Below are 18,890 nucleotides of genomic sequence, written 5' to 3' on the forward strand. Positions count from 1 at the left end.
GAAAATTATACGGAGGAGGCGATCATGACTACAAGTAATAATGCCGTTCGGTATGTACGTTGTGGTTTTTTCAGCGCGTTGTGTAACTTTCTGGAATAGATGCGACGAAAGGTACTGCGGCAAAGGACCGCGTCCAACAGATTTTGCCAGTAGCTGCGACGAATTTTCGCTGAATAGCTGCGACTGACCTGCAGGGATATCGAAATAGCTGCGACAGACTTCGTCCCTAACCTGACTGATCGGTACTCGTCAACTGTTCCAAGAGGTACGCACAGGCCTCGCCTTCAGTTGAGAACGATGCCAGCAACGAAGGCGTCCCTCGTTCGATATACATCACCTGAAATACTCCGTTGCCTTCTTCGAGCGAAAACGAGTCGTCGGAAAATCCGTGCCCATATGGACCGAATCGATAGTAGCGCGACGAAACACCATGATTGTTTAAGGCTTGCGCAAGCTCCGCTTTGTCCATGATTCCTTGTTCGTGCGTTAGTCCGCTCCTGGCCGAACTCGGCCGTTGGCTTCAGCTTGGTAACTTACCGGGCTGAAAATTCACCGACTGTCTTGAGAAGCAGATGTCGCCCCCCGGAGCTGGCTTACGGTCAGATAAGTGGTCGATATGAACGTTGCCGTTTTAAGCTCATTTGCACCATTGCTGCTCGCACGGAATGCCATCTCCGTCACCGTCCATATCAGGAACATTGCATTGTTCTTGGTGAAATAGCGCTTCGGCACAAGATGCCATCTTTGAACACGAGTTCTTCTCCGGCGTGCACTGAAACTGTGGTTGCGACGTAAGCGCATCCCTGGCAGAAACGATCTTGTATGCGCTCGCAGAGATCGTGCTATCCGGGTTAGAGAGGCGAACATGGCCCACATATCCAAGCACAAGCAGAAGCGCCAAGCCAACTATTGCAGATAAAAATCCTCCTGCAGAACTTTTCCTCGATGTTTTAGTGCCGACGAGCTCAGCAGTTGTGGCCCGGGGACGACCTTTCTCATCTTGTTGAATTTCATAAGTTATCAAGCTCCCCAAAAGAGGTCGATCTACCTTTTTGCGAAATGCAGATACGTGCAGGAACGTGCGCGCGCTTGCCCCGTTTTGGACGACGAATCCAAATCCGCGCTCATCATTCCACTCGATGATTCTTCCTTGAAGTCGCATGTTTTATGAGCCAATTGAATAAATAGGTCAATCCCGATATCGGTGCTCTCACTAACGGTCTGGGTCGATCTTGTGCCATACCCCAGCAGATCCAAACGGCTGCTCCTGGCCGAAAGCACAAGTTCCCGGGAGCATGTCCGTCTCGGCCTCTTGTGTCAAACATGATCATTTGGTGCCGAGCTTTATTATTTTCTGTCCCACTTTATTGTTCGTCCGCATCAGCTGCAGGCTGCCACATGTTGCGGCCTGGAGCCTGCGATAATGACGTCTTTGAATCACCGACCCGACAACGACATCATGCAAGCCAAAGCCCATTACCTGCAACTACGGCCCCACGACGCCCTGCCCGACCTGACTGCCCTGGCGCCATTCATGGCCATCGTCGTCATCGATGACGACAGCGACGAAATGTGGCGCTGGGACGTGGCGCGCTGGCTGGTCGCATCCGGCTGCCGCAGCATGCTGGCTTGGGGCAAGGAGTGCGAGAGCTGGCACGACGCCGTCGAGGATGCCGCGCTCGAAGCCTTCGACTACGACGACATTCCTCCCGAGCAGATCGTGACGGTGTCGCAGCACGCCGACGAAGACCTCGACGAGGTATTCTGGTTTGCGCGCCACCGCGCCAGCCACCCGGCGCTGCGCCTGAACACGGCAGTCATCCTGCACGTGGCCCTGCGCGGGCGCCCGGACGAACTGCTGGCGCAACTGGCCGAGGCCTGAGCGCCCCGGCAGTTGCCCCTTTACAGACGGGCCAGCGTGGCCGGGTCGGCCTGGCCATCGAAGTATTTGTCGATGCAGGCCTGGAACACGGCTTCATCTGGCGCCACGTCGGCGAACAGCGTCATCGACGAGTGGAATTTCAGCTCGTCCGGATGGCTGAAGATGGCGCCGGCCGATTCGCCGTCGAGCGCGGCGACGATGCCGGCGCACTCGCGCAGGCGCTTTCCCAGCACCGGATGCGCGAGATACGCGGCCGCTTCGTCGGCGGACGCAATGGCATAGCGCTGCGCCATGGCGCTCGTGCCCAGGCCGGCGATCTGCGGAAACACGAACCACATCCAGTGCGTGCGCTTGTGCCCGGCGCGCAGCTCGGTCAACACCGCGGCATATACCGGATCCTGCGCCTGCACAAAACGGTCGAGATCAAATTGATTGTTCATGGTGGCCTCCCTTGTCATCGAAATGCTACAACGTCGCCGTTGTTTGCTAAAGTGCCGCACAATGAATGCTGACCATTTAGCCCTCCTGTTGGTTCGGGAAATGCCTTACGGTAAATACAAAGGCCGCAAGATTGCCGATATCCCTGGTCATTATCTCGGCTGGCTCGCGCGCGAGGGTTTCCCGCGGGGCGAACTGGGCCAGCTGCTGGCCCTGATGTACGAACTCGATCACAACGATTTGCGCGGCTTGCTCGATCCGCTGCGCGGCCCGCCCAACCGGCGCGGGTAATTGATACTTTGTGGCAATTTACGTGACATACCGGGCAGGCACATCGGTATAATCGGACATTCACTGACGAGTTCATCATGCCGAACGAACAAGCATCATCGCCACTGGTTCTGGTTGTCGAAGACGATGACCACATCGCCCAGGTACTGCGCTTCATGCTCGAGCGCCAGGGCTACCGCGTCACCCACCTGGCCGACGGCCGCGCCGCGAGCGCGCACATTGCGGCCGCCGAGGCGCCGGCCCTGATCCTGATGGATGTGATGCTGCCCTACCTGGACGGCTTCGAGCTGGTCGCGCTGGTGCGCGCACGGCCCGACTGGAACGCGGTGCCGATCCTGATGCTCACCGCAAAAAATACCGAACGCGATACGGTGCGCGCACTCGACGCCGGCGCCAACGATTTCGTCAGCAAGCCGTTCGAGCCCAATGCCCTGCTGGCACGCGTGCGCCGCCTGATCCAGGTCCAGAGCGCCTGACGGGCCCGAACCGTACGCGCCGATTCGGGCTCTTGACTTAAAATTAAGTCATGTCCCGTTCGCTCCCACTCCTGTTTGTTTTCTCGCTGTCGATCACGCCTGCGTTTGCTGCCAGCCTGCAGCTATGCCCGGGCCCGCTGGTCGTCTCCCCCGGCGCCGTTACGGCGCAGACCACCGCGCCTGACGGCACCATCCTGCACGCCATCGTCACCGAAGAACCCGGCAAGCAGCAGGCACATTGCCGCGTGCTGCCACTGCCGACGGCCGTCATGGGTGTGCAGGCGCTGCATTTTCTGCCGCCGGACGCCAGCCCCGGCAAGACCATTCTGCTGCGCGGGATCGAGGCCGACAAGGGCAAATCGTTCAGCGTCAGCGAACACACGCTGGTGAGTGACCAGCCGGCCCCACGCCCCCAGACGCCGATGCCGTTCGGCGCCAGCCTGCTGGGCGCGATGCAGACCCGCACCCATGGCGATACGGCGCGCATCAGCGCCGACGTCAAGGACGGTCGGCTGTACCTGACGTGCCGCGCCGGCGCCAAACCAGCCAGTGTCACGCTGCTGGGGCCGTGGTTCATGCCGCGCGCACGCGCCGTCATGCAGGCCGCGTTTTCCGGCGAAGGCCGCTTTGCGCTGCAGCTGGCCAGCGGCGCGCCGGGCAAGCAGGACCAGACTTTTGACCTGGGCAGCCTGGACGCCGGCCAACCGGTGCAGACGGCGCGCTTCGACCTGCCCGAAAAACTCGACCGTGCCAATTGGCGCGCGCTGTCGCTGACGTGTCCGCAAGGCGCCGCGAAACTCACGCTCGCCGCGCTGACCCTCCAGCCTGCCGGTGACGCCGATGCGGCCGCGGCATCACGTGCGACCTGGACCTGGAGTCCGAACGAATGGCGCGAACGCGGCGCAGCGCTGCTGGACTGGGCGGCCGAGCAAAAGATGGGCGCGGTCTTCATTACGGTCCCGCTGCGCGATGGCAGTGTCGACGATGCGGCGCAGCTGGGCGCCTTCGTTCGTCAGGCCGGCAGCCGCGGCATCGCCGTCAGCGCCATGGAAGGCGCGCCCGAGATGGTGCTGCCTGCGTCCCAGGACGCGGCCATTGCACGCATGCGTGCCTACGCCGCCTACAACGCATCTGCCGCCGAGGGCGCGCGCCTGAAAGGTGTCCAGTACCACATCGAACCGTATCTGGTCCCGGCCCACGTGCTGCCGCAGTCGCAGCGCGACCGCCGTTACCTCGAACTGGCAGCGAAACTGCGCCAGGCGGCCGGTCCGCTGACGCTGGACTTCGTCGTGCCCCACTGGTGGGCCGACAAAAGCGCGCTGCTGGCCGGACTGGCAAAGCACGCCGACATCCTGACGGTCAAGAGCCCGCGCACCGATCCGGCGCAGATCTACCGCCTGGCCGTGCCGTTCCTCGACTGGGGCGTCGAGCATGGCAAGACCGTGCGCGTGGCGCTCGATGCAGGCCCGATCGGCGCCGGTGTCCAGCGCCGCTACGAGCGTCGTCCACCCGGCGCGCGCGGCGACCTGCTCGTGTTCACACTGGGTGGCCAGAAGATCCTGCTGCTGCAGCAGGTGCCGGCGGCGCACGACAAGGCGCAGGCCTACGCGCTGGCCGCCAGCCAGGAGATCGACGCGGCCGACGCCAGCTTCCATTCGGACAAGGGCGCGCTGATGCGGCTGTTGCCGCAGCTCGAACGCACGTTCGGTGCCTGGGAAAGTTTTGGCGGTATGGCCTTGCACGACTTGCGCTAGGCCACCGTTACGCCAGTGGCAGCTCTACGGTAAATCGCGTCCCTGCGCCGGCGCGGGTTTCGAATCCGATCGACCCGCCGTGCTCTTCGACGATCGCCTTGCTGATGGAGAGGCCCAGGCCTGAGCCGCTGCGCTGGCGCGAGTCGGCGGCGTCGGCTTGCGCGAAGCGTTCGAACACGCGGCTCTGGAAGGCTGGCGGAATGCCGGGTCCTTCGTCGGTCACGCTCAGGCGCGCCCAGCCCGGGCGCTGTGCCAGGCCCAGAATGACGTCCTTGCCAGCCGGCGTGAACTTGATCGCGTTCGAAACCAGGTTGGTCAGCACCTGCACCATGCGGTCGTGGTCGATCTCGGCCTGGACCCATTCGGCGCCCGGCGGCATGTCGAGGCGCAGCGTGACGCCCGCCTGGCGCGCCTGGCCCTCCATCGCATCGGCCACGTGATGCATCAGCGGCGCCAGCAACTGGGCGGTGCGCTGGTATTCCATATGGCCAGCTTCGATCTTCTGGATGTCGAGCAGGTCGCTCACCATCCGCATCAGGCGATCGCAGCTCTGGCTGGCAATCGCGATCAGCCGCGCCGCATCGGGTGGCAGGTTGCCGGCCATCCCGCCGTCGAGCATCGACAACGACGCGTGGATCGACGTCAGCGGCGTGCGCAGCTCGTGCGAGACGGTCGAGACGAATTCGTTCTTCATGCGCTCGACCTTCTTGCGCTCGGAAATATCGTGCAGGAAGATCGAGAAGAACGCATCCTCGCCCTCGCCGGCCAGCGTTACCGTGCTCTCGACCGTGAACTCGAAGCCCTGGCGGTTGATGACGGTGCGCTCCATGCGGCGCGCAAGCATGAACTGGCCGTTGTGGCGGAACGACTGCAAGGCCTTGCCGATGCTGTCGCGGTAGCGTTCGGGCAGGATCATTTCTGCCAGCGGCCAGCCCACGGCCTCGTGCCGGGTCCAGCCGAACATGCGCTCGGCGGCCGGGTTCCAGTCCACGATCATGCCGCGCAGGTCGACTGCAATGAATGCATCCTGCGCCGCCTCGACGATGGCGATGATGCGGCCCTCACTGGCGCGCACTGCGACCAGCGCACGTTCCAGTTCGCGGGTGCGGCGGTCGACCCGCTGTTCCAGCGTATCGTTCAGGGTCTGCAGATCGGCGCGGCGCTGCACCAGCGCCGTCACCAGCGCATTGAGCGCACCGGACAACTGATGGACTTCGGTATAGCTGCTTCCGGCCGGCACCAGCTCATGCGTGTCGCCGCGGCGCAGACCATCGGCCGAATGGGCCAGCGCCGCGAGCGGGCGCGTGATGCGGCGCGCCAGCAGCCAGCCGCCCAGCGAGAACAGCAGCGCCAGCACGCCGCCGCTCCACAGGGCGCGCGAGCGTAATTGCCGTACCGGCGCGTAGGCGTCCTCGAGATCCTGGCGCACCAGCACGTGCCAGCCCAGGCCAGGGTAGTCGCCCACGGCCTTGGTCGACGCGTAGCCGACCAGATAATCATGCCCGTCCGGCCAGTGCTCGACCGCATACCCGGTGCGCCCTTCGCGCGCCGAGCTCAAGCTGCCCAGTTTGATGGTCGTGTCGAGCAGGTCTTGCGGCCCGAGCAGCACCACGCCTTCGGCACTGACGATCAGTGCCTGCACCTTGTTGCGGGTCTGAACCGGCGCAATGATCGAGCGCTCGACCTCGCGCGCCCATTCCCACGACAGGTGTGTGCCCATCACGCCGGCCGGCTGCCCGTTGGCATCCAGGTAGGGAAAGGCAACGTCGACAAACCGGCGCGGCTCGCCTTTTTGCACCGGCAGCAGCTTGGCCAGCAGCACCGCCTCGTGCACGTCGCCCACATGTTTACCTGCCAGGGCATTGCTGAACCAGGGCCGCTTGGCGACGTTCTTGCCTTCGAGCAGCCCGCGCGCCTCGACCAGCACCGTGCCGTCCATGGCGGCCAAGCCGATCCATTCGTAATAACCGTAGGTGGACTGCATGTCGGCCAGGATGCGGCGCCGTTCGGTCTGGCTCGCCGCGGGGGAAATCAGGTCGTTGCGGCGCGCCATCAGGCGCACTTCGCGAAACCGTTCATACATGCCGCGATCGAGCTTGTCGGCGGTCTGCATTGCCATCTCACCCAGCCCCCCGCCGATACTGGTCTTGACCTGCGCCGTCGCGGAACGTTCGACCACTTCGACGAGCAGCAGCGTGAGGATGCCGCTCATCAGCGTAAACGCGAGAGCAAGCCGTGCGCCCAAGCCGCGCGGGATCAGGCGATGCCAGAAGGATTCGGAATTCTGCATGGAAGACATGAGTGTGTCGATTCTTCGAGCGTAGCATGCAGATGATGACCTAGGGCAATACTACACTTGGTAATCTACCGAGAGTTACACGAAAATCCCGTGTAATTACCCAATCTGCCTAAATGTGTTGCAAGGCCGCCTTGTCAGTCTGTACCCACAGGCCGCGGTACTGCGGCCGCCGCCGGGGTGATTCCGCACGGCCACGCCCGATTTCCGATAAACTTGCGCCTTACAAGTCTATCGTCATCGATTGGAAACACCGTCATGCAAGCCGCCGCCATTCCCGCCAACGTCCCGCCCGCCCTGCTCGACTACGCCACCTCGTGTGCGCTGCCGACGCCGTGGGCCGAGTTCACGCTGCACGCCTGGGTCGAGGCAGCCACCGGCAAGGAACACCTCGCGATGGCACTGGGTGACCTGGGCAACGGCGAGCCGGTGCTGGCACGCGTCCATTCCGAATGCCTTACCGGTGACGTGATGTTCTCACAGCGCTGCGATTGCGGCGCACAACTGGAAGGCGCGCTGCGCCGCATCGCCGAAGAAGGCCGCGGCATCGTGCTGTACCTGCGCCAGGAAGGCCGCGGCATTGGCCTGCTCAACAAGATCCGCGCCTACCGTCTGCAGGAAGCCGGCGCCGACACGGTGGAAGCCAATCTGCAACTCGGTTTTCACGCCGACGCCCGCAACTATGAACTGTGCCGGCCGATGCTGGCGCAGTTCGGCATCAAGGCGGTGCGCCTGATGACCAATAACCCGCGCAAGATCGACGCCCTCACCCGCCTGGGGATCACGGTCACCGAGCGCGTGCCGCTGCTGGTGAACCGCAATGCGCACAACAACAGCTACCTCAATACCAAGCAGGCCAAGCTGGGCCACATGATGGCGCCCTTGACCTCGCTCGAGCAGGGCGAGCCGGTCGCCCCGGCCACGCCTGCGTCGGTTGCTTGAGCGCCGATGCGCTAACGCGCGCAGCGCTGGCCGCCCCGATGGCAAGATAGCGCTTTCCATCAGCTTCCTGGCAACTGCATGAACCGGACCGTCGTGGCACGCCTGGCCGCACTCCTGACCACCTGCCTGGCGCTTGGCGCGGGACTGGATCTCGTCACGCGACCAGCGATGGCGCAGACGGGCGCTGGCGCCGTCGCGCGCGCCGGGCTGGCTGCACCGGCGGGCGCCCCCGTCGCCGCGCCAGTGCCGCAGATCGCCGTCGACACGCCGCCGGCCGCTACGCCGACCGAGCTGATCGCGGGTGAGGCCGACACGCAGGACGCCCTGCCCCAGCCTTCGTCGGCCGCGCAGGACCTGTACGAATCGGCGCGCAGCGACCTGCTGCAGATCCGCATGCTGCTCAAGAACGGCCGCACCCAGTCCACGGTCGGCTCGGGCTTTTTGGTCGGCACCAGTAATCTCGCGCTGACCAATTACCACGTGGTCTCGCAAATGGCGCTCGACCCGGCCATCTACACGGCCGAATATATCGACACCGACGGCAATACCGGCCCGGTCGAACTGCTGGCGGTCGACGTGCTGCACGATCTGGCCGTGGTGCGCATCAACCGCAATGGCAGCGGCTTTTTCAAGGTGCCCGAGCAAAAAGTGAAACTGCGCCAGGGCCAGCCCCTGTACTCGCTGGGCAATCCGCTCGATCTGGGCTTTGCAATTTCCGAAGGCGCCTACAACGGCGTGCTTACGCGCAGCTTCTATGACCGCCTGATCTTCAGTGGCCCGATCAATTCGGGCATGAGCGGTGGCCCAAGCGTGACCGCCAGCGGCACCGTGGCCGGCATCAACGTTTCGCGCCGGCGCGACGGCGAATCGGTCAGCTTCCTGGTGCCTGTGATGTACGCGCAGGAGCTGCTGCGCAAGGTGGCGCAGCAAGCCGCGCCGCCGCTTGACTTCAATCCGCTGATCGGCAAGCAGCTGCTGGCGCACCAGGCCGGCATGGTCGACCGGCTGCTCGAAGAACCGCTGACGCTCAAGGGTATGGGGCCGTACCTGGTGCCGGTGCGCGAGTCCGGCCAGGTGCGCTGCTGGGGGCGCTCCAATGCGCGGGGCGCCGCCTACGCGGTCGACGCCATGAGCTGCGTGATGCAGTCGGCGGTGTTCGTCTCGGACGTCCAGCAGACCGGTAACGTCTCGATGACCCACCGCTACATCCGCTCGGGGACGATGGACCCGATGCGGTTTGCGGCGCTGGCCACCGACATCTTCCAGGTCGATAATCTAGGGAGCACGGGCGATCCGCGCCTGACCAAGCCATTTTGCACCGAGCGCTTCGTGCACACGCGCACGCTGCCGCTGCGCGCCGTGACCTGCGTGCGCGCCTACCGCAAGTTCGAAGGGCTGTACAACTTCACGCTGCTCACGGCCAGCACCGACGCCTCGCAGGCCAGCCTGCAAAGCCGGCTCGATGTGTCGGGCGTGTCGTACGAAAACGGGATGCGAGTCACGCGCGCCTATCTTGGCGCCTTCGGACGCCCGGTGCGCAAATGAGCGGCCCCTGGACCATCGAGACGCTGGCGCGCAATGGCGAGGTGCTGCACCGGCATCGCGTGACCACGCTGCCGATCCGCCTTGGCCGCGCCTACGACAACGACTTCATCGTCGATGATGAATACGCCGCCGCGCACCATGCGCTGGTCGAGCTTGGCGCCGATGGCGCCCTGCTGCTGCGCGACCTCGACACGCGTAATGGCATCAACCACAAGGGCCGGCGCATCAAGGAACTGACGCTGGGCGGCGACACCGTCGTGCGCATGGGGCACACATCGCTGCGTATCCGCCCGGCCGCGCACCCGGTGCCGCCTGAACTGGTCGACCGCACGATGCACGGCTGGGAAGGCATGCTGCCGGGCGGCGCCGGCATCGTGCTGTGCCTGCTCACCGCGCTGTTCGTGGCATGGCTGCTCGACGCCGGGGGCGACCCCGAACGCTACGGGGTGTACCCGGCGGTGGCCGTGGGCGCCGGCCTGGCCTGGAGCGGCATGTGGGCGTTTTCCAACCGCCTGTTCGGGCGCCGCGCACGCCTCGGGCGGCACTTGTTCATCGTCGGCTTTGGATTGGCGGCGCTGGTCGGGGTGCGCCTGCTGGCCAGCGTGGTGGCCTATGCGTGGTCGCTCGAATGGCTGACCGGCTATGGCTCGCACGCGGTCGTGGTGACGGTGTCGATGATGATCTACTTCCACCTGGCCACCGTGACGCCGCAGTTCCGGCGCCGCCTGCGCCTGTCCTGCGCCGGGATTGCGGTGCTGGTTTCGCTCCTGATCCTGGCCGGGAACATGCAGCGCAATGGCCGCACCGCCGATGAGCTGTACATGCCGGTGCTGCTGCCGCCCGAGCTGCGCGCCAGTCCCGCTGTGCCGGTGGCCGAGTACATGGGCAGCGTGGGCGCGATGAAGCGCGAGATCGACGCCGAGCGCCGTGGCGACGCCCAGTAAAGTACAGACCTAGTCCAGCGCCGCCAGCAGGCGGCTCACCGTTTCGGCCGCGATCGGCTTGGTAAAGTGCTGGTCGAACCCGGCCTCGCGCGAGCGTGCCTGGTCTTCTTCCGAACCCCAACCGGTTACGGCGACGATGGTCATCCGCGCGAGCGCCGGCATCGCGCGCAGGCGCGTGGCCAGCTCGAAGCCCGTCATGCCGGGCATGCCGATATCGAGGAATGCGACGTCCGGCACGAACGCCTCGGCCAGAGCCAGCGCATCGCGGCCATTGGTCGCGGTGCGGATCTCGTGCGAATTCAGTTGCAGCAGCAGCGACAGGCTTTCGGCGGCGTCGGTGTTGTCGTCGACCACCAGGATGCGGAACGTGCGGCGCTGCGCCGTGCGGCGGTCCTGGCGCGCCGCGTCGTCGCCCGCCACCGCCATGCGCGCGCCCAGCGGCAGGCGCACGGTGAACGTGCTGCCAAGGCCGGCGCCGGGACTTTCGGCGCTGACGCTGCCGCCATGCAGCGCCACCAGCTGGCGTACCAGCGACAGACCGATGCCCAGCCCGCCCTGCGCCAGGCCCATATTGCGGCCGACCTGGTTGAACATCTCGAAGATCGTGTCGTGGTGCTCGGGCGGGATGCCCACGCCGCTGTCGGTCACTGCCACCACGGCCTGTCCGCCATCGCTCCGGTCCTTGTGCACCGTGAGGCGGATGCTGCCGCCGGGCGGCGTGTACTTGGCTGCATTGGTCAGCAGATTGTTGATCACCTGCGCGACGCGGGTCGGGTCGATATCGAGCAGCAGCGGCTCGCCCCACATCTCCACATCGAGCACGTGGCGCGCGCCCTGGATCATCGGCGTGCTGGTCTCGACCGCGCTCGCCACGACGCGATTGAGGTCGACCAGCTGCTTGCGGATATCGATCTTGCCGCTGGTGACGCGGGCGACATCGAGCAGATCGTCGATCAGGTGCGTCATCTGGCGCGTCTGGCGTTCGAGCATTTCGCGCACGCGCTCGATCGTCTCGGGACTGTCGGCGCGCAGGCGCATGATTTCCAGGCCGGTGCGGATCGGGGCCATCGGGTTGCGCAGCTCATGGGCCAGCACTGCCAGGAATTCGCTGCGGTGACGGCTGGCCTCGGCCGATTCGTGCGCCTGGCGTTGCAAGGCTGCTTCGACGCGACCATGCTCGCCGGCGTCGATTTCGAAGGCCGTATGGAAGAAGCCATGCACCGTGCCGACGGCATCGCGCAGTGGCGAGAAACCCGTGTTGAAGTGGCGCGTGCCGGGTCCGAGCAGCACGTCGTCGAGCCAGGCCGGCGCGCCGGCAAGTGCACTGTCGACCAGCGGCGCGAGGTGCGGCCAGGCGGCGGGCAGAATGTCGCCCAACGGCTGGCCCAGCGCCTGCGACGCTTGCTCGCCCAGCAGGCTGGCGTAGGCATCATTGAACAGTACGGGCATGACGTCCGATGCAGGCGTGCGCCAGCCAACCAGCGCCGGCTGCCGCGCGTCGAGCATCAGGTCGACGGCCACCCGCAGTTCGGGCGGCCAGCCGGCCGCGTCGCCCAGTGGGGTTGCTGCCCAATCGTGGTTGCGCACCAGCGCGCGCATGCGTCGATGGTCGGAGGACATGGAAGAAGGTCGGCCCGGATCGCTCATGGCCTGATTGTCGCACGAACTCCAATTGACGGTCGGCAATTGCTTTCTAGATGATGCAATTTCGCAGCGCCGGTACGCAGCATGCATGGCGCTTTGACATGTGGTCACGAATGCTGGAAGATCGGCCGTTCCCCTTCCGGTCTGCCCTATGCCATCACGCCGCACCATGCTCGTCGCCGGCATTGCCTGGCTCCTGTTCTGGACGCTGATGGTACTCGTCGCCGTCGAAGACTACCGGCGTGACGGGGGCAGCGCGCCGTGGCAGCCAGTCTTGTGGGAGACCTCATCGGCGCTGGTGGCAACCTGTCTGTTCGTGATCCAGCGCCGCTTCAGCGCGCAGCACGACGTGCTGGTCGCCACGCCCTGGCGCTGGTTCGGCCAGCAGGCGCGCTGGCTGCCGCTGTACTGGTTCGGCTTCACGCCGATCGTATTCGCGCTGCGCCACGCCGTCTATGCCCTGGCCGGCACTCGCTACGAGCACGAGGCCTGGGCCGAGGTATTCGTCTACGAGGCGCTCAAGATCTCGCTGTTCTTCGGCATCTTCACGACGATCGGCTTCGGCCTGCTGTCATACCGCGAGATGATGAAGGAACGCGTGCGCGCCGAGCAGGCCGGCGCCCTGCTGCGCGAAGCCCAGCTCGAACGCCTGACGCGCCAGATGCAGCCCCACTTCCTGTTCAATGCGCTCAACACGATTTCCTCGCTGATGCATACCGATGTGGCGCGCGCCGATGCGACCCTCGTGCGGCTGGCCGATGTGCTGCGCGCGACACTGGCGCTGGGCGACAAGCCGCAGGCGAGCCTGGATGACGAATTGCGTCTGGCCCAGGGCTACGCCGCCGTGATGCAGGAACGCTTCGACGGGCGCGTGACGCTGACCTGGGTCATCGAGCCGGCGGCCCTGGCGGTGCAGCTGCCGGCCATCAGCCTGCAGCCGCTGCTGGAGAACGTATTCAAGCACACGGTGGCGCACCGGCGCGCTTCGACGGCAATCCGGGTCGAGGCCCGGATCGTGGACGGCGCGCTGCACTTGTCGATCGAGGACGATGGCGGCGTGCTGGCGCCATCCGACACGCCCGGCACGCCCGGCACGCCCGGCATCACGGTGATCAACCTGCGCACCCGCCTGGCTGCGCTGCATGGCGATCGCGCAGGCCTGGCGCTGCACGCGCTGCAACCGGCCGGCGTACGCGCCGAACTGAGGGTGCCATGCGCCTCCTGATCGTCGACGACGAACGGCCGGCGCGCGAGCGCCTGCGCCGCATGCTCGCGCACGAACCGGGCATCACGTCGGTGACGGAAGCCGCGGATGGCGTGGAAGCGCTGGCGCTGATCGCGCGCGACGCGCCCGACGCGCTGCTGCTCGATATCGAGATGCCGGAACTGTCGGGCATCGATGTGGCTGCCTCGCTGGTGGCGCCGGCGCCGCTGGTGGTGTTCGTGACCGCGTATGACGACTACGCGCTGCGTGCGTTCGATGCCGAGGCGGTCGACTATCTGCTCAAGCCGTTCGATGGCGCGCGGCTGCGGCGTACACTCGATCGGCTGCAGAGTCGACTGACCGCAGCGGCACACGCGCCGGCCAGCACCTGTACACCACCGCGCCAGTTGCTGGTGACCGAGCGCGGGGCCACCCGCATCGTGCAGGTCGCCGATATCGAGTGGCTCGAAACAGCCGACAACTACGTCGCGCTGCATACACGCGACGGCGCGCCGCTGCTGCGCCAATCTCTGGGCACGCTGCTCGGGCAACTCGGCCCCGCGTTCGTGCGCTGTCATCGTTGCGCGGCGGTGCGCCTGACCGCTGTCAACCGCATCGTCCCGCACAGCAAAGGCGATTGCACACTCGTGCTGCATAGCGGCGCAGTCGTTCCGTGCAGCCGGCAATACCGGGCCGCCCTGCTCGATCCGCTTCGCCCCGCCTGAAGTCCGGTTCACCCCATCGCGCTGGCGTCGTCATGCACGCCTGCGCGATGCTGGGGCCTTCACATTCCGAGGACACCCCATGCAGCCATCTGTTCCTGCCACCAGCGAGCGCCTGTACTTTCTCGACTGGGTACGCATCCTGGCGTTTTTCGTGCTGATCGCCTATCACGTGGGCATGTACTACGTGAGCTGGGACTGGCACGTGAAGAGTCCGTACGCCAGCGAAGCGGCCGAGCCCTTCATGCTGCTGTCGTCGCCCTGGCGCCTGACGCTGCTGTTCTTCGTGGCCGGCGTGGCCTCGCATTTCATGCTCGCGCGCCTTGGCCCGCGGATGTTCCTGCGCCGGCGCAGCCTGCGCCTCTTGGTGCCGCTGCTGTTCGGGATGCTCGTGATCGTGCCGCCGCAGCCGTATCTCGAAGTCGTCGAAAAACTCGGCTACACGGGCGATTACCTGGCATTCATGCGGCTGTACCTGGCCGGCTACGACGGCTTCTGCCGGGAGGATTGCCTGTCGCTGCCCACCTGGAACCATCTGTGGTTCGTGCTGTACCTGTGGTGTTATACGGCGGTGCTCGCCGCCGGCGCGGCGCTGCTGGGAGAACTGCGCATTGCTGCGCTTGCGCGCCGGGTCGGTGCCCTGCTGGACGGGTGGCGCCTGATCGTATTGCCGGTCGTGTTTCTGGGCCTGGTACGCATCCTGTTGCTCGACCGTTTTCCGCAAGACCATTCGCTGACGAACGACTGGTACAACCATGCCACCTACCTGCCCATCTTCGTGCTCGGTGCGCTGCTGGCGCGCACGCCGCGGATCTGGGCCACGATGACGGCGCAGCGCTGGCCTGCGCTGTGCCTGGCCCTGGCGGCCTGGGCCGGGATCGCGCTGTGGCTGCTGGGGCCGCACGAGACCATGGCGCCGCACGACATCGAACGCTGGCGCACCGGGATGCGGTTCGTGTATGCGCTGTGCGCCTGGAGCGCCATCATCGCGGCCTGCGGCTTCGCCCGTTGCCACCTGAACCGCGACGGCCCGGCGCGGCGCTACCTGACCGACGCCGTGTTCCCCGTCTACATTGTGCACCAGACGCTGATCATCACGATGGCGCATGCCTTCAAGCCGCTGCAGCTGGCGCCTGGCCTCGAAGCGGTGCTGTTGATGATCCTGACCGCCTGCGGCAGCTTCGCGCTCTACGAGGTGGTGCGGCGCGTGCCGCCCATGCGGCCATTGTTCGGCCTGACGCGGCAAGCGCGCGCCGTTCGCCCAAGTGGATCTGTGACGGGAACCGCAGTGCCGCAGTAAGCAGCATCCCGCGCCTTCGGCGTGCACCAAAAGTGGTCGCATCAAGGCGGGCCAGTCGGTCAACGGGGCTGGCCCGATCCTTGCATGTATAAAAGCACACTGAACTGCGGGAGAAGTCGATGTTTACCCAAAACGATGTGCTCGAATACACGGGCATGCATGGCCATATGATCCGCGTGCTGTGGATCGACCGTTCACAGGCGCTGGCCTGGACGTACCGTCTGGGCAGCCAAGCGGCCCTGCCCGAGCCCGTGCTTCTGGCCGAACTCGAGGAAGCACTGCGCGCCGGTGGGGTGCGCCGGCTGCTGGTCGATCCGTTCGCGGCCGCGCCGCCGCAAGAGCCGGTACCGCAAGGCTACCTGGCCCTGCAAACCAAGGCCTGGTCGGCGGTGCGCGCCCTGCACGCCGACCGCCAGGCGCTGTACCAGCCGCGCGAGCGCGCCATCCTGATGGCCGGTTACGCGGCAGCGCATGGCATCTCGAAGTCCAGCATCCTGCGCTACCTGCGCCGCTACTGGGAGCGGGGCCAGACGCCGGACGCGCTGCTGCCGGACTATGGCAACTCGGGCGCCCCGGGCCGCACGCGCGCCGTCACCGCCGGCATCAAGCGCGGCCGGCCACGCAAGGGCGAGGCCACCGGCACCAATGCGGACGAACGGATGCGCGCGATCTTCCGCGCCGCTGCAGCGCGCTACGCCGCCAGCCACGACGATTTTTCGCGTCGCGCGGCGTACCGCCAGATGCTGGGAGACTTCTTCCAGGGCCAGGATGCAGGCGGTCTGCCGAGCTTCGGTCAATTCAATTACTGGCTCGAACGCGACGCCGCTGCCCCGCCAGCGGTCACGCTGACGCGCCCTTGTGCACCATTGCCGGGCCGCGCTGCACCACGCTTTGCCCACCACGCGGCCATGCCGTAACCCACCAATCCGGTGCGCCGTACGCCAGCGTGGTGCGCACCGGATAATCGTCTAGCGTGGCCGGTGCATCTGGAACAGCTGTTCCGGCCCGACCGAGAAGTAATCGGCCGGCCCGCCCGCCCGCAGGATATGGCCGGCATTGGCCGTGTCGTAGACACCATCCTTCAGTGACGCTGCGGCGATGTGCACACCCACCACTTCACCCAGTACGAGCCAGGTCGGCACGGTCTCGCCGCTGGCCTGCTGCAGCTGGATGATCTGCGTGACCTTGCATTCGAACGCGACCGGGCTTTCGGCCACGCGCGGCGCCGCCACCAGGCGCGACGGCGTGGGCGTCAGCCCGGCGAGCGTGAACTCATCGACTTCCGGACCGACAGCGGCGCACGACGCGTTCATCGCCTCGGCCAGCGGCCGGGTTGCGAGATTCCACACGAATTCGCCAGTCTCCTGCACATTGCGCAGCGTGTCCTTGGCGCCGATGCTGGCAAACCCGACGATCGGCGGCACATAGTTAAAGGCGTTGAAGAAGCTGTAGGGTGCCAGGTTGCGCACGCCCGCACTGCTCAGCGACGAGATCCAGCCGATCGGGCGCGGCCCGACGATGGCGTTGAAGGGATCGTGGGGCAGCCCGTGGCCTTGACGGGGTTCGTAGAAATGGATCGACATGAGATGGTTTTTTCGTGAAGGGTTCAGGATGGGTTGACTGTGCGGGCGGCCTCTGTCGCCAGCCCTGCGCCGCAATCCTTGCAGAACTGCGCGCGCGGATCGTGGTCCGAACTGCCGCAGCTGCTGCAGGTACGCGGTTCGCCGCGCGGTGCATGGCGCGACAGTTTTTGCGACGTCATCTCGGCGCTGACGATCCCGGTCGGCACCGCCAGGATGCCCCAGCCGAGCAGCATCATGAACGACGCGATGGCTTTGCCCAGATGCGTGTGCGGCGTGATGTCGCCATAGCCGACCGTGGTGATCGTCACCGTGGCCCAGTACATCGCCATCGGGATGCTGGTAAAGCCGCTCTCGGGCCCCTCGACCACGTACATCACGGTGCCGAGAATCAGGATCAGCATCAGCACGACCGACAGGAACACCATGATCTTGCGCTTGCTGGCGACCAGCGCCTCACCCAGGCGCGTGTACTCGTCGACGTAGCGCGTGAGCTTGAGGATGCGGAAGATGCGCAGCAGGCGCAGGATGCGCACGTCGAGAAATACCTGGCTGCCCGGGACCAGCAGTGAAATCCAGGTCGGCAGCACCGAGACCAGATCGATCACGCCATAGAAGCTGCGCGCATAGCGCATCGGGCGCTGCACGCAGACCAGGCGCGCGATGTACTCGAGCGTGAAGAAAATTGTAAACGTCCATTCGAGCACCGACATCTGCGCCGCGTAGCGCCGGCCGATGGCCGGCACGCTGTCGAGCACCACGGTCAGGATGCTGAGCAGGATGATTGCGACGAGCGCGAGGTCAAAGCGGCGCCCGGCCGGCGTGTCGGTGCCGAAGATGACATCGAACATGCGCGCGCGCCAGCCGCCGGGCGGGCGGCCCAGCAGGGTTGGCATATCGCGCGGCGCGGTCGGTACGGTGTGGTTGTCGGTCGCCCGGCTCATCGGGCGTGCTGCGTGACCCAGGCGCCAAATTCGGCCATGAATTTTTCAAAGAAGGCGCGCGTGCTGTCGTCGATCAGCCGGTCGCCTTCGTACTTGCTCGCGACGCCGCCAATATAGGCCTCTGGCGCCGGCATCGTCGGCATGTTCAGGAACGGCAGCATCTGGCGCAGATGGTGGTTGGCGCCGAAGCCGCCCAGGGCACCGGGCGAAACGCTGACCACGGCGCACGGCTTGTCGGCGAATGCCGCCTTGCCATACGGGCGTGAGCCGACGTCGATGGCGTTCTTGAGCGAACCCGGCACCGAACGGTTGTATTCTGGCGTGCAGAACAGGATGCCGTCCGCGCTCTGGATCGCCTCGCGGAACACCGTGAACGCCGGCGGCGGCGTGGCGGTCTCGTCGTCCTCGTTGTACAGCGGCAGGTCGCGCAATTCGACGATCGTCAGTTCAAAACCGTCCGGTGCCACGGCGATGAGGCTGTTGGCAACGCGGCGGGTGAACGACTCCTTGCGCAGGCTGCCGACGAGGACGGCGATTTTCTTGGTGGTCATGGGGATCCTTTGATTGTGCATGATGTGTTATCGATCTCCCATGATAACCATTTCACCGCAACGCTGCGCCGTTACAGGCGCAGGCGCCGGTACATTTGCAGGAAGTGCTTGCGGCGGGCTTTGGTCAAAACCACCACCGGGTCACCATGCCACGCATACAGGAACGGCGCGCCGCCCTGGCGGTCGCTGATGCGCACCGACAGCAGGAACGACGTACCAAGCGGGTACTGCGCCAGGTCGAGCAGGCGGCGCGAGCATTGCACCCGCATGCCAGTCGAAAACGCCTGTCCCGAGACAGGCCGGATGATCGGCCGGCCACGCCAGTCCAGGCTGGATTCCACCGCCACCTCGCGGTACGCCCATGCATCGCGCGCCAT

At 65.6% G+C, this 18,890-nt stretch carries 20 protein-coding genes; 11 read left to right on the forward strand and 9 right to left on the reverse strand.

What is annotated here, in order from left to right:
* Positions 1-226 precede the first annotated feature (226 nt).
* Both NX775_RS04295 and NX775_RS04300 read right to left on the reverse strand, forming a co-directional pair.
* Positions 227-469 carry a hypothetical protein gene (locus NX775_RS04295; protein WP_258834861.1) on the reverse strand — a complete coding sequence of 81 codons (243 nt, stop codon included), beginning with the start codon at positions 467-469 and terminating at the stop codon, positions 227-229.
* 168 nt (positions 470-637) lie between these two features.
* Complete coding sequence (locus NX775_RS04300) at positions 638-1,162, reverse strand: excalibur calcium-binding domain-containing protein (protein ID WP_258834862.1); 525 nt, start codon at positions 1,160-1,162, stop codon at positions 638-640.
* A gap of 261 nt (positions 1,163-1,423) precedes the next feature.
* Between NX775_RS04300 and NX775_RS04305 the strand changes: the two genes are divergently transcribed.
* The gene (locus tag NX775_RS04305) at positions 1,424-1,882 is read left to right on the forward strand and encodes a DUF7684 family protein (protein WP_258834863.1); all 459 of its coding nucleotides are present in this window, start codon (positions 1,424-1,426) and stop codon (positions 1,880-1,882) included.
* A gap of 20 nt (positions 1,883-1,902) precedes the next feature.
* Here the strand turns inward: NX775_RS04305 and NX775_RS04310 are convergent, their stop codons facing one another.
* Positions 1,903-2,322, reverse strand: a complete 420-nt coding sequence (locus NX775_RS04310) for a DUF1810 domain-containing protein (protein ID WP_258834864.1) — start codon at positions 2,320-2,322, stop codon at positions 1,903-1,905.
* 61 nt (positions 2,323-2,383) lie between these two features.
* On the opposite strand from NX775_RS04310, the gene NX775_RS04315 reads away from it, so the two are divergent.
* The 3 genes from NX775_RS04315 (at position 2,384) to NX775_RS04325 (ending at position 4,841) form a co-directional block, all read left to right on the forward strand.
* Positions 2,384-2,611, forward strand: a complete 228-nt coding sequence (locus NX775_RS04315) for a DUF3820 family protein (protein ID WP_258835110.1) — start codon at positions 2,384-2,386, stop codon at positions 2,609-2,611.
* Between the two features lie 77 nt (positions 2,612-2,688).
* On the forward strand, positions 2,689-3,087 hold the full coding sequence (locus tag NX775_RS04320; RefSeq protein WP_258834865.1) for a response regulator transcription factor: 399 nt from the start codon (positions 2,689-2,691) through the stop codon (positions 3,085-3,087).
* A 50-nt stretch (positions 3,088-3,137) separates the two neighbouring features.
* Positions 3,138-4,841, forward strand: coding sequence for a hypothetical protein (locus NX775_RS04325; protein WP_258834866.1), 1,704 nt, complete (start codon positions 3,138-3,140; stop codon positions 4,839-4,841).
* A gap of 7 nt (positions 4,842-4,848) precedes the next feature.
* Here NX775_RS04325 and NX775_RS04330 read toward each other — a convergent pair whose 3' ends face one another.
* Entirely contained in the window at positions 4,849-7,140 is a 2,292-nt protein-coding gene (locus NX775_RS04330; protein ID WP_258834867.1) for an ATP-binding protein, read from the reverse strand.
* A gap of 255 nt (positions 7,141-7,395) precedes the next feature.
* Here NX775_RS04330 and ribA point away from each other — a divergent pair, with 255 nt between their 5' ends.
* From ribA to NX775_RS04345, 3 genes are all read left to right on the forward strand, one after another.
* A complete protein-coding gene (gene ribA, locus NX775_RS04335; RefSeq protein ID WP_258834868.1) occupies positions 7,396-8,079 on the forward strand; it encodes a GTP cyclohydrolase II in 684 nt (227 codons plus the stop codon).
* A gap of 78 nt (positions 8,080-8,157) precedes the next feature.
* Positions 8,158-9,624 (forward strand): S1 family peptidase, encoded by a 1,467-nt coding sequence (locus NX775_RS04340; RefSeq protein WP_258834869.1) that lies wholly within the window; start codon positions 8,158-8,160, stop codon positions 9,622-9,624.
* Positions 9,621-10,568 carry an FHA domain-containing protein gene (locus tag NX775_RS04345; protein WP_258834870.1) on the forward strand — a complete coding sequence of 316 codons (948 nt, stop codon included), beginning with the start codon at positions 9,621-9,623 and terminating at the stop codon, positions 10,566-10,568. The genes NX775_RS04340 and NX775_RS04345 overlap by 4 nt, the downstream gene beginning before the upstream one ends.
* A 9-nt stretch (positions 10,569-10,577) precedes the next feature.
* Here NX775_RS04345 and NX775_RS04350 read toward each other — a convergent pair whose 3' ends face one another.
* Positions 10,578-12,188, reverse strand: a complete 1,611-nt coding sequence (locus NX775_RS04350) for a hybrid sensor histidine kinase/response regulator (protein WP_258834871.1) — start codon at positions 12,186-12,188, stop codon at positions 10,578-10,580.
* 175 nt (positions 12,189-12,363) lie between these two features.
* Here NX775_RS04350 and NX775_RS04355 point away from each other — a divergent pair, with 175 nt between their 5' ends.
* The 4 genes from NX775_RS04355 (at position 12,364) to NX775_RS04370 (ending at position 16,355) form a co-directional block, all read left to right on the forward strand.
* Entirely contained in the window at positions 12,364-13,437 is a 1,074-nt protein-coding gene (locus tag NX775_RS04355) for a sensor histidine kinase (RefSeq protein WP_258834872.1), read from the forward strand.
* The gene (locus NX775_RS04360; RefSeq protein ID WP_258834873.1) at positions 13,425-14,141 is read left to right on the forward strand and encodes a LytR/AlgR family response regulator transcription factor; all 717 of its coding nucleotides are present in this window, start codon (positions 13,425-13,427) and stop codon (positions 14,139-14,141) included. The genes NX775_RS04355 and NX775_RS04360 overlap by 13 nt, the downstream gene beginning before the upstream one ends.
* A 79-nt stretch (positions 14,142-14,220) precedes the next feature.
* Positions 14,221-15,438, forward strand: a complete 1,218-nt coding sequence (locus NX775_RS04365; protein WP_258834874.1) for an acyltransferase family protein — start codon at positions 14,221-14,223, stop codon at positions 15,436-15,438.
* Between the two features lie 119 nt (positions 15,439-15,557).
* Positions 15,558-16,355, forward strand: a complete 798-nt coding sequence (locus NX775_RS04370; protein ID WP_258834875.1) for a hypothetical protein — start codon at positions 15,558-15,560, stop codon at positions 16,353-16,355.
* A gap of 51 nt (positions 16,356-16,406) precedes the next feature.
* Here NX775_RS04370 and NX775_RS04375 read toward each other — a convergent pair whose 3' ends face one another.
* From NX775_RS04375 to NX775_RS04390, 4 genes are all read right to left on the reverse strand, one after another.
* Positions 16,407-17,021 (reverse strand): flavin reductase family protein, encoded by a 615-nt coding sequence (locus tag NX775_RS04375; RefSeq protein ID WP_258834876.1) that lies wholly within the window; start codon positions 17,019-17,021, stop codon positions 16,407-16,409.
* 23 nt (positions 17,022-17,044) lie between these two features.
* On the reverse strand, positions 17,045-17,962 hold the full coding sequence (locus tag NX775_RS04380; protein WP_258834877.1) for an ion transporter: 918 nt from the start codon (positions 17,960-17,962) through the stop codon (positions 17,045-17,047).
* Entirely contained in the window at positions 17,959-18,513 is a 555-nt protein-coding gene (locus NX775_RS04385) for an NADPH-dependent FMN reductase (protein WP_258834878.1), read from the reverse strand. Before NX775_RS04385 ends, NX775_RS04380 begins: the two co-directional genes overlap by 4 nt.
* A gap of 71 nt (positions 18,514-18,584) precedes the next feature.
* The gene (locus tag NX775_RS04390) at positions 18,585-18,890 is read right to left on the reverse strand and encodes a hypothetical protein (protein WP_258834879.1); all 306 of its coding nucleotides are present in this window, start codon (positions 18,888-18,890) and stop codon (positions 18,585-18,587) included.

Source organism: Massilia aurea, assembly GCF_024753205.1.
Lineage (GTDB): Bacteria > Pseudomonadota > Gammaproteobacteria > Burkholderiales > Burkholderiaceae_D > Telluria > Telluria aurea.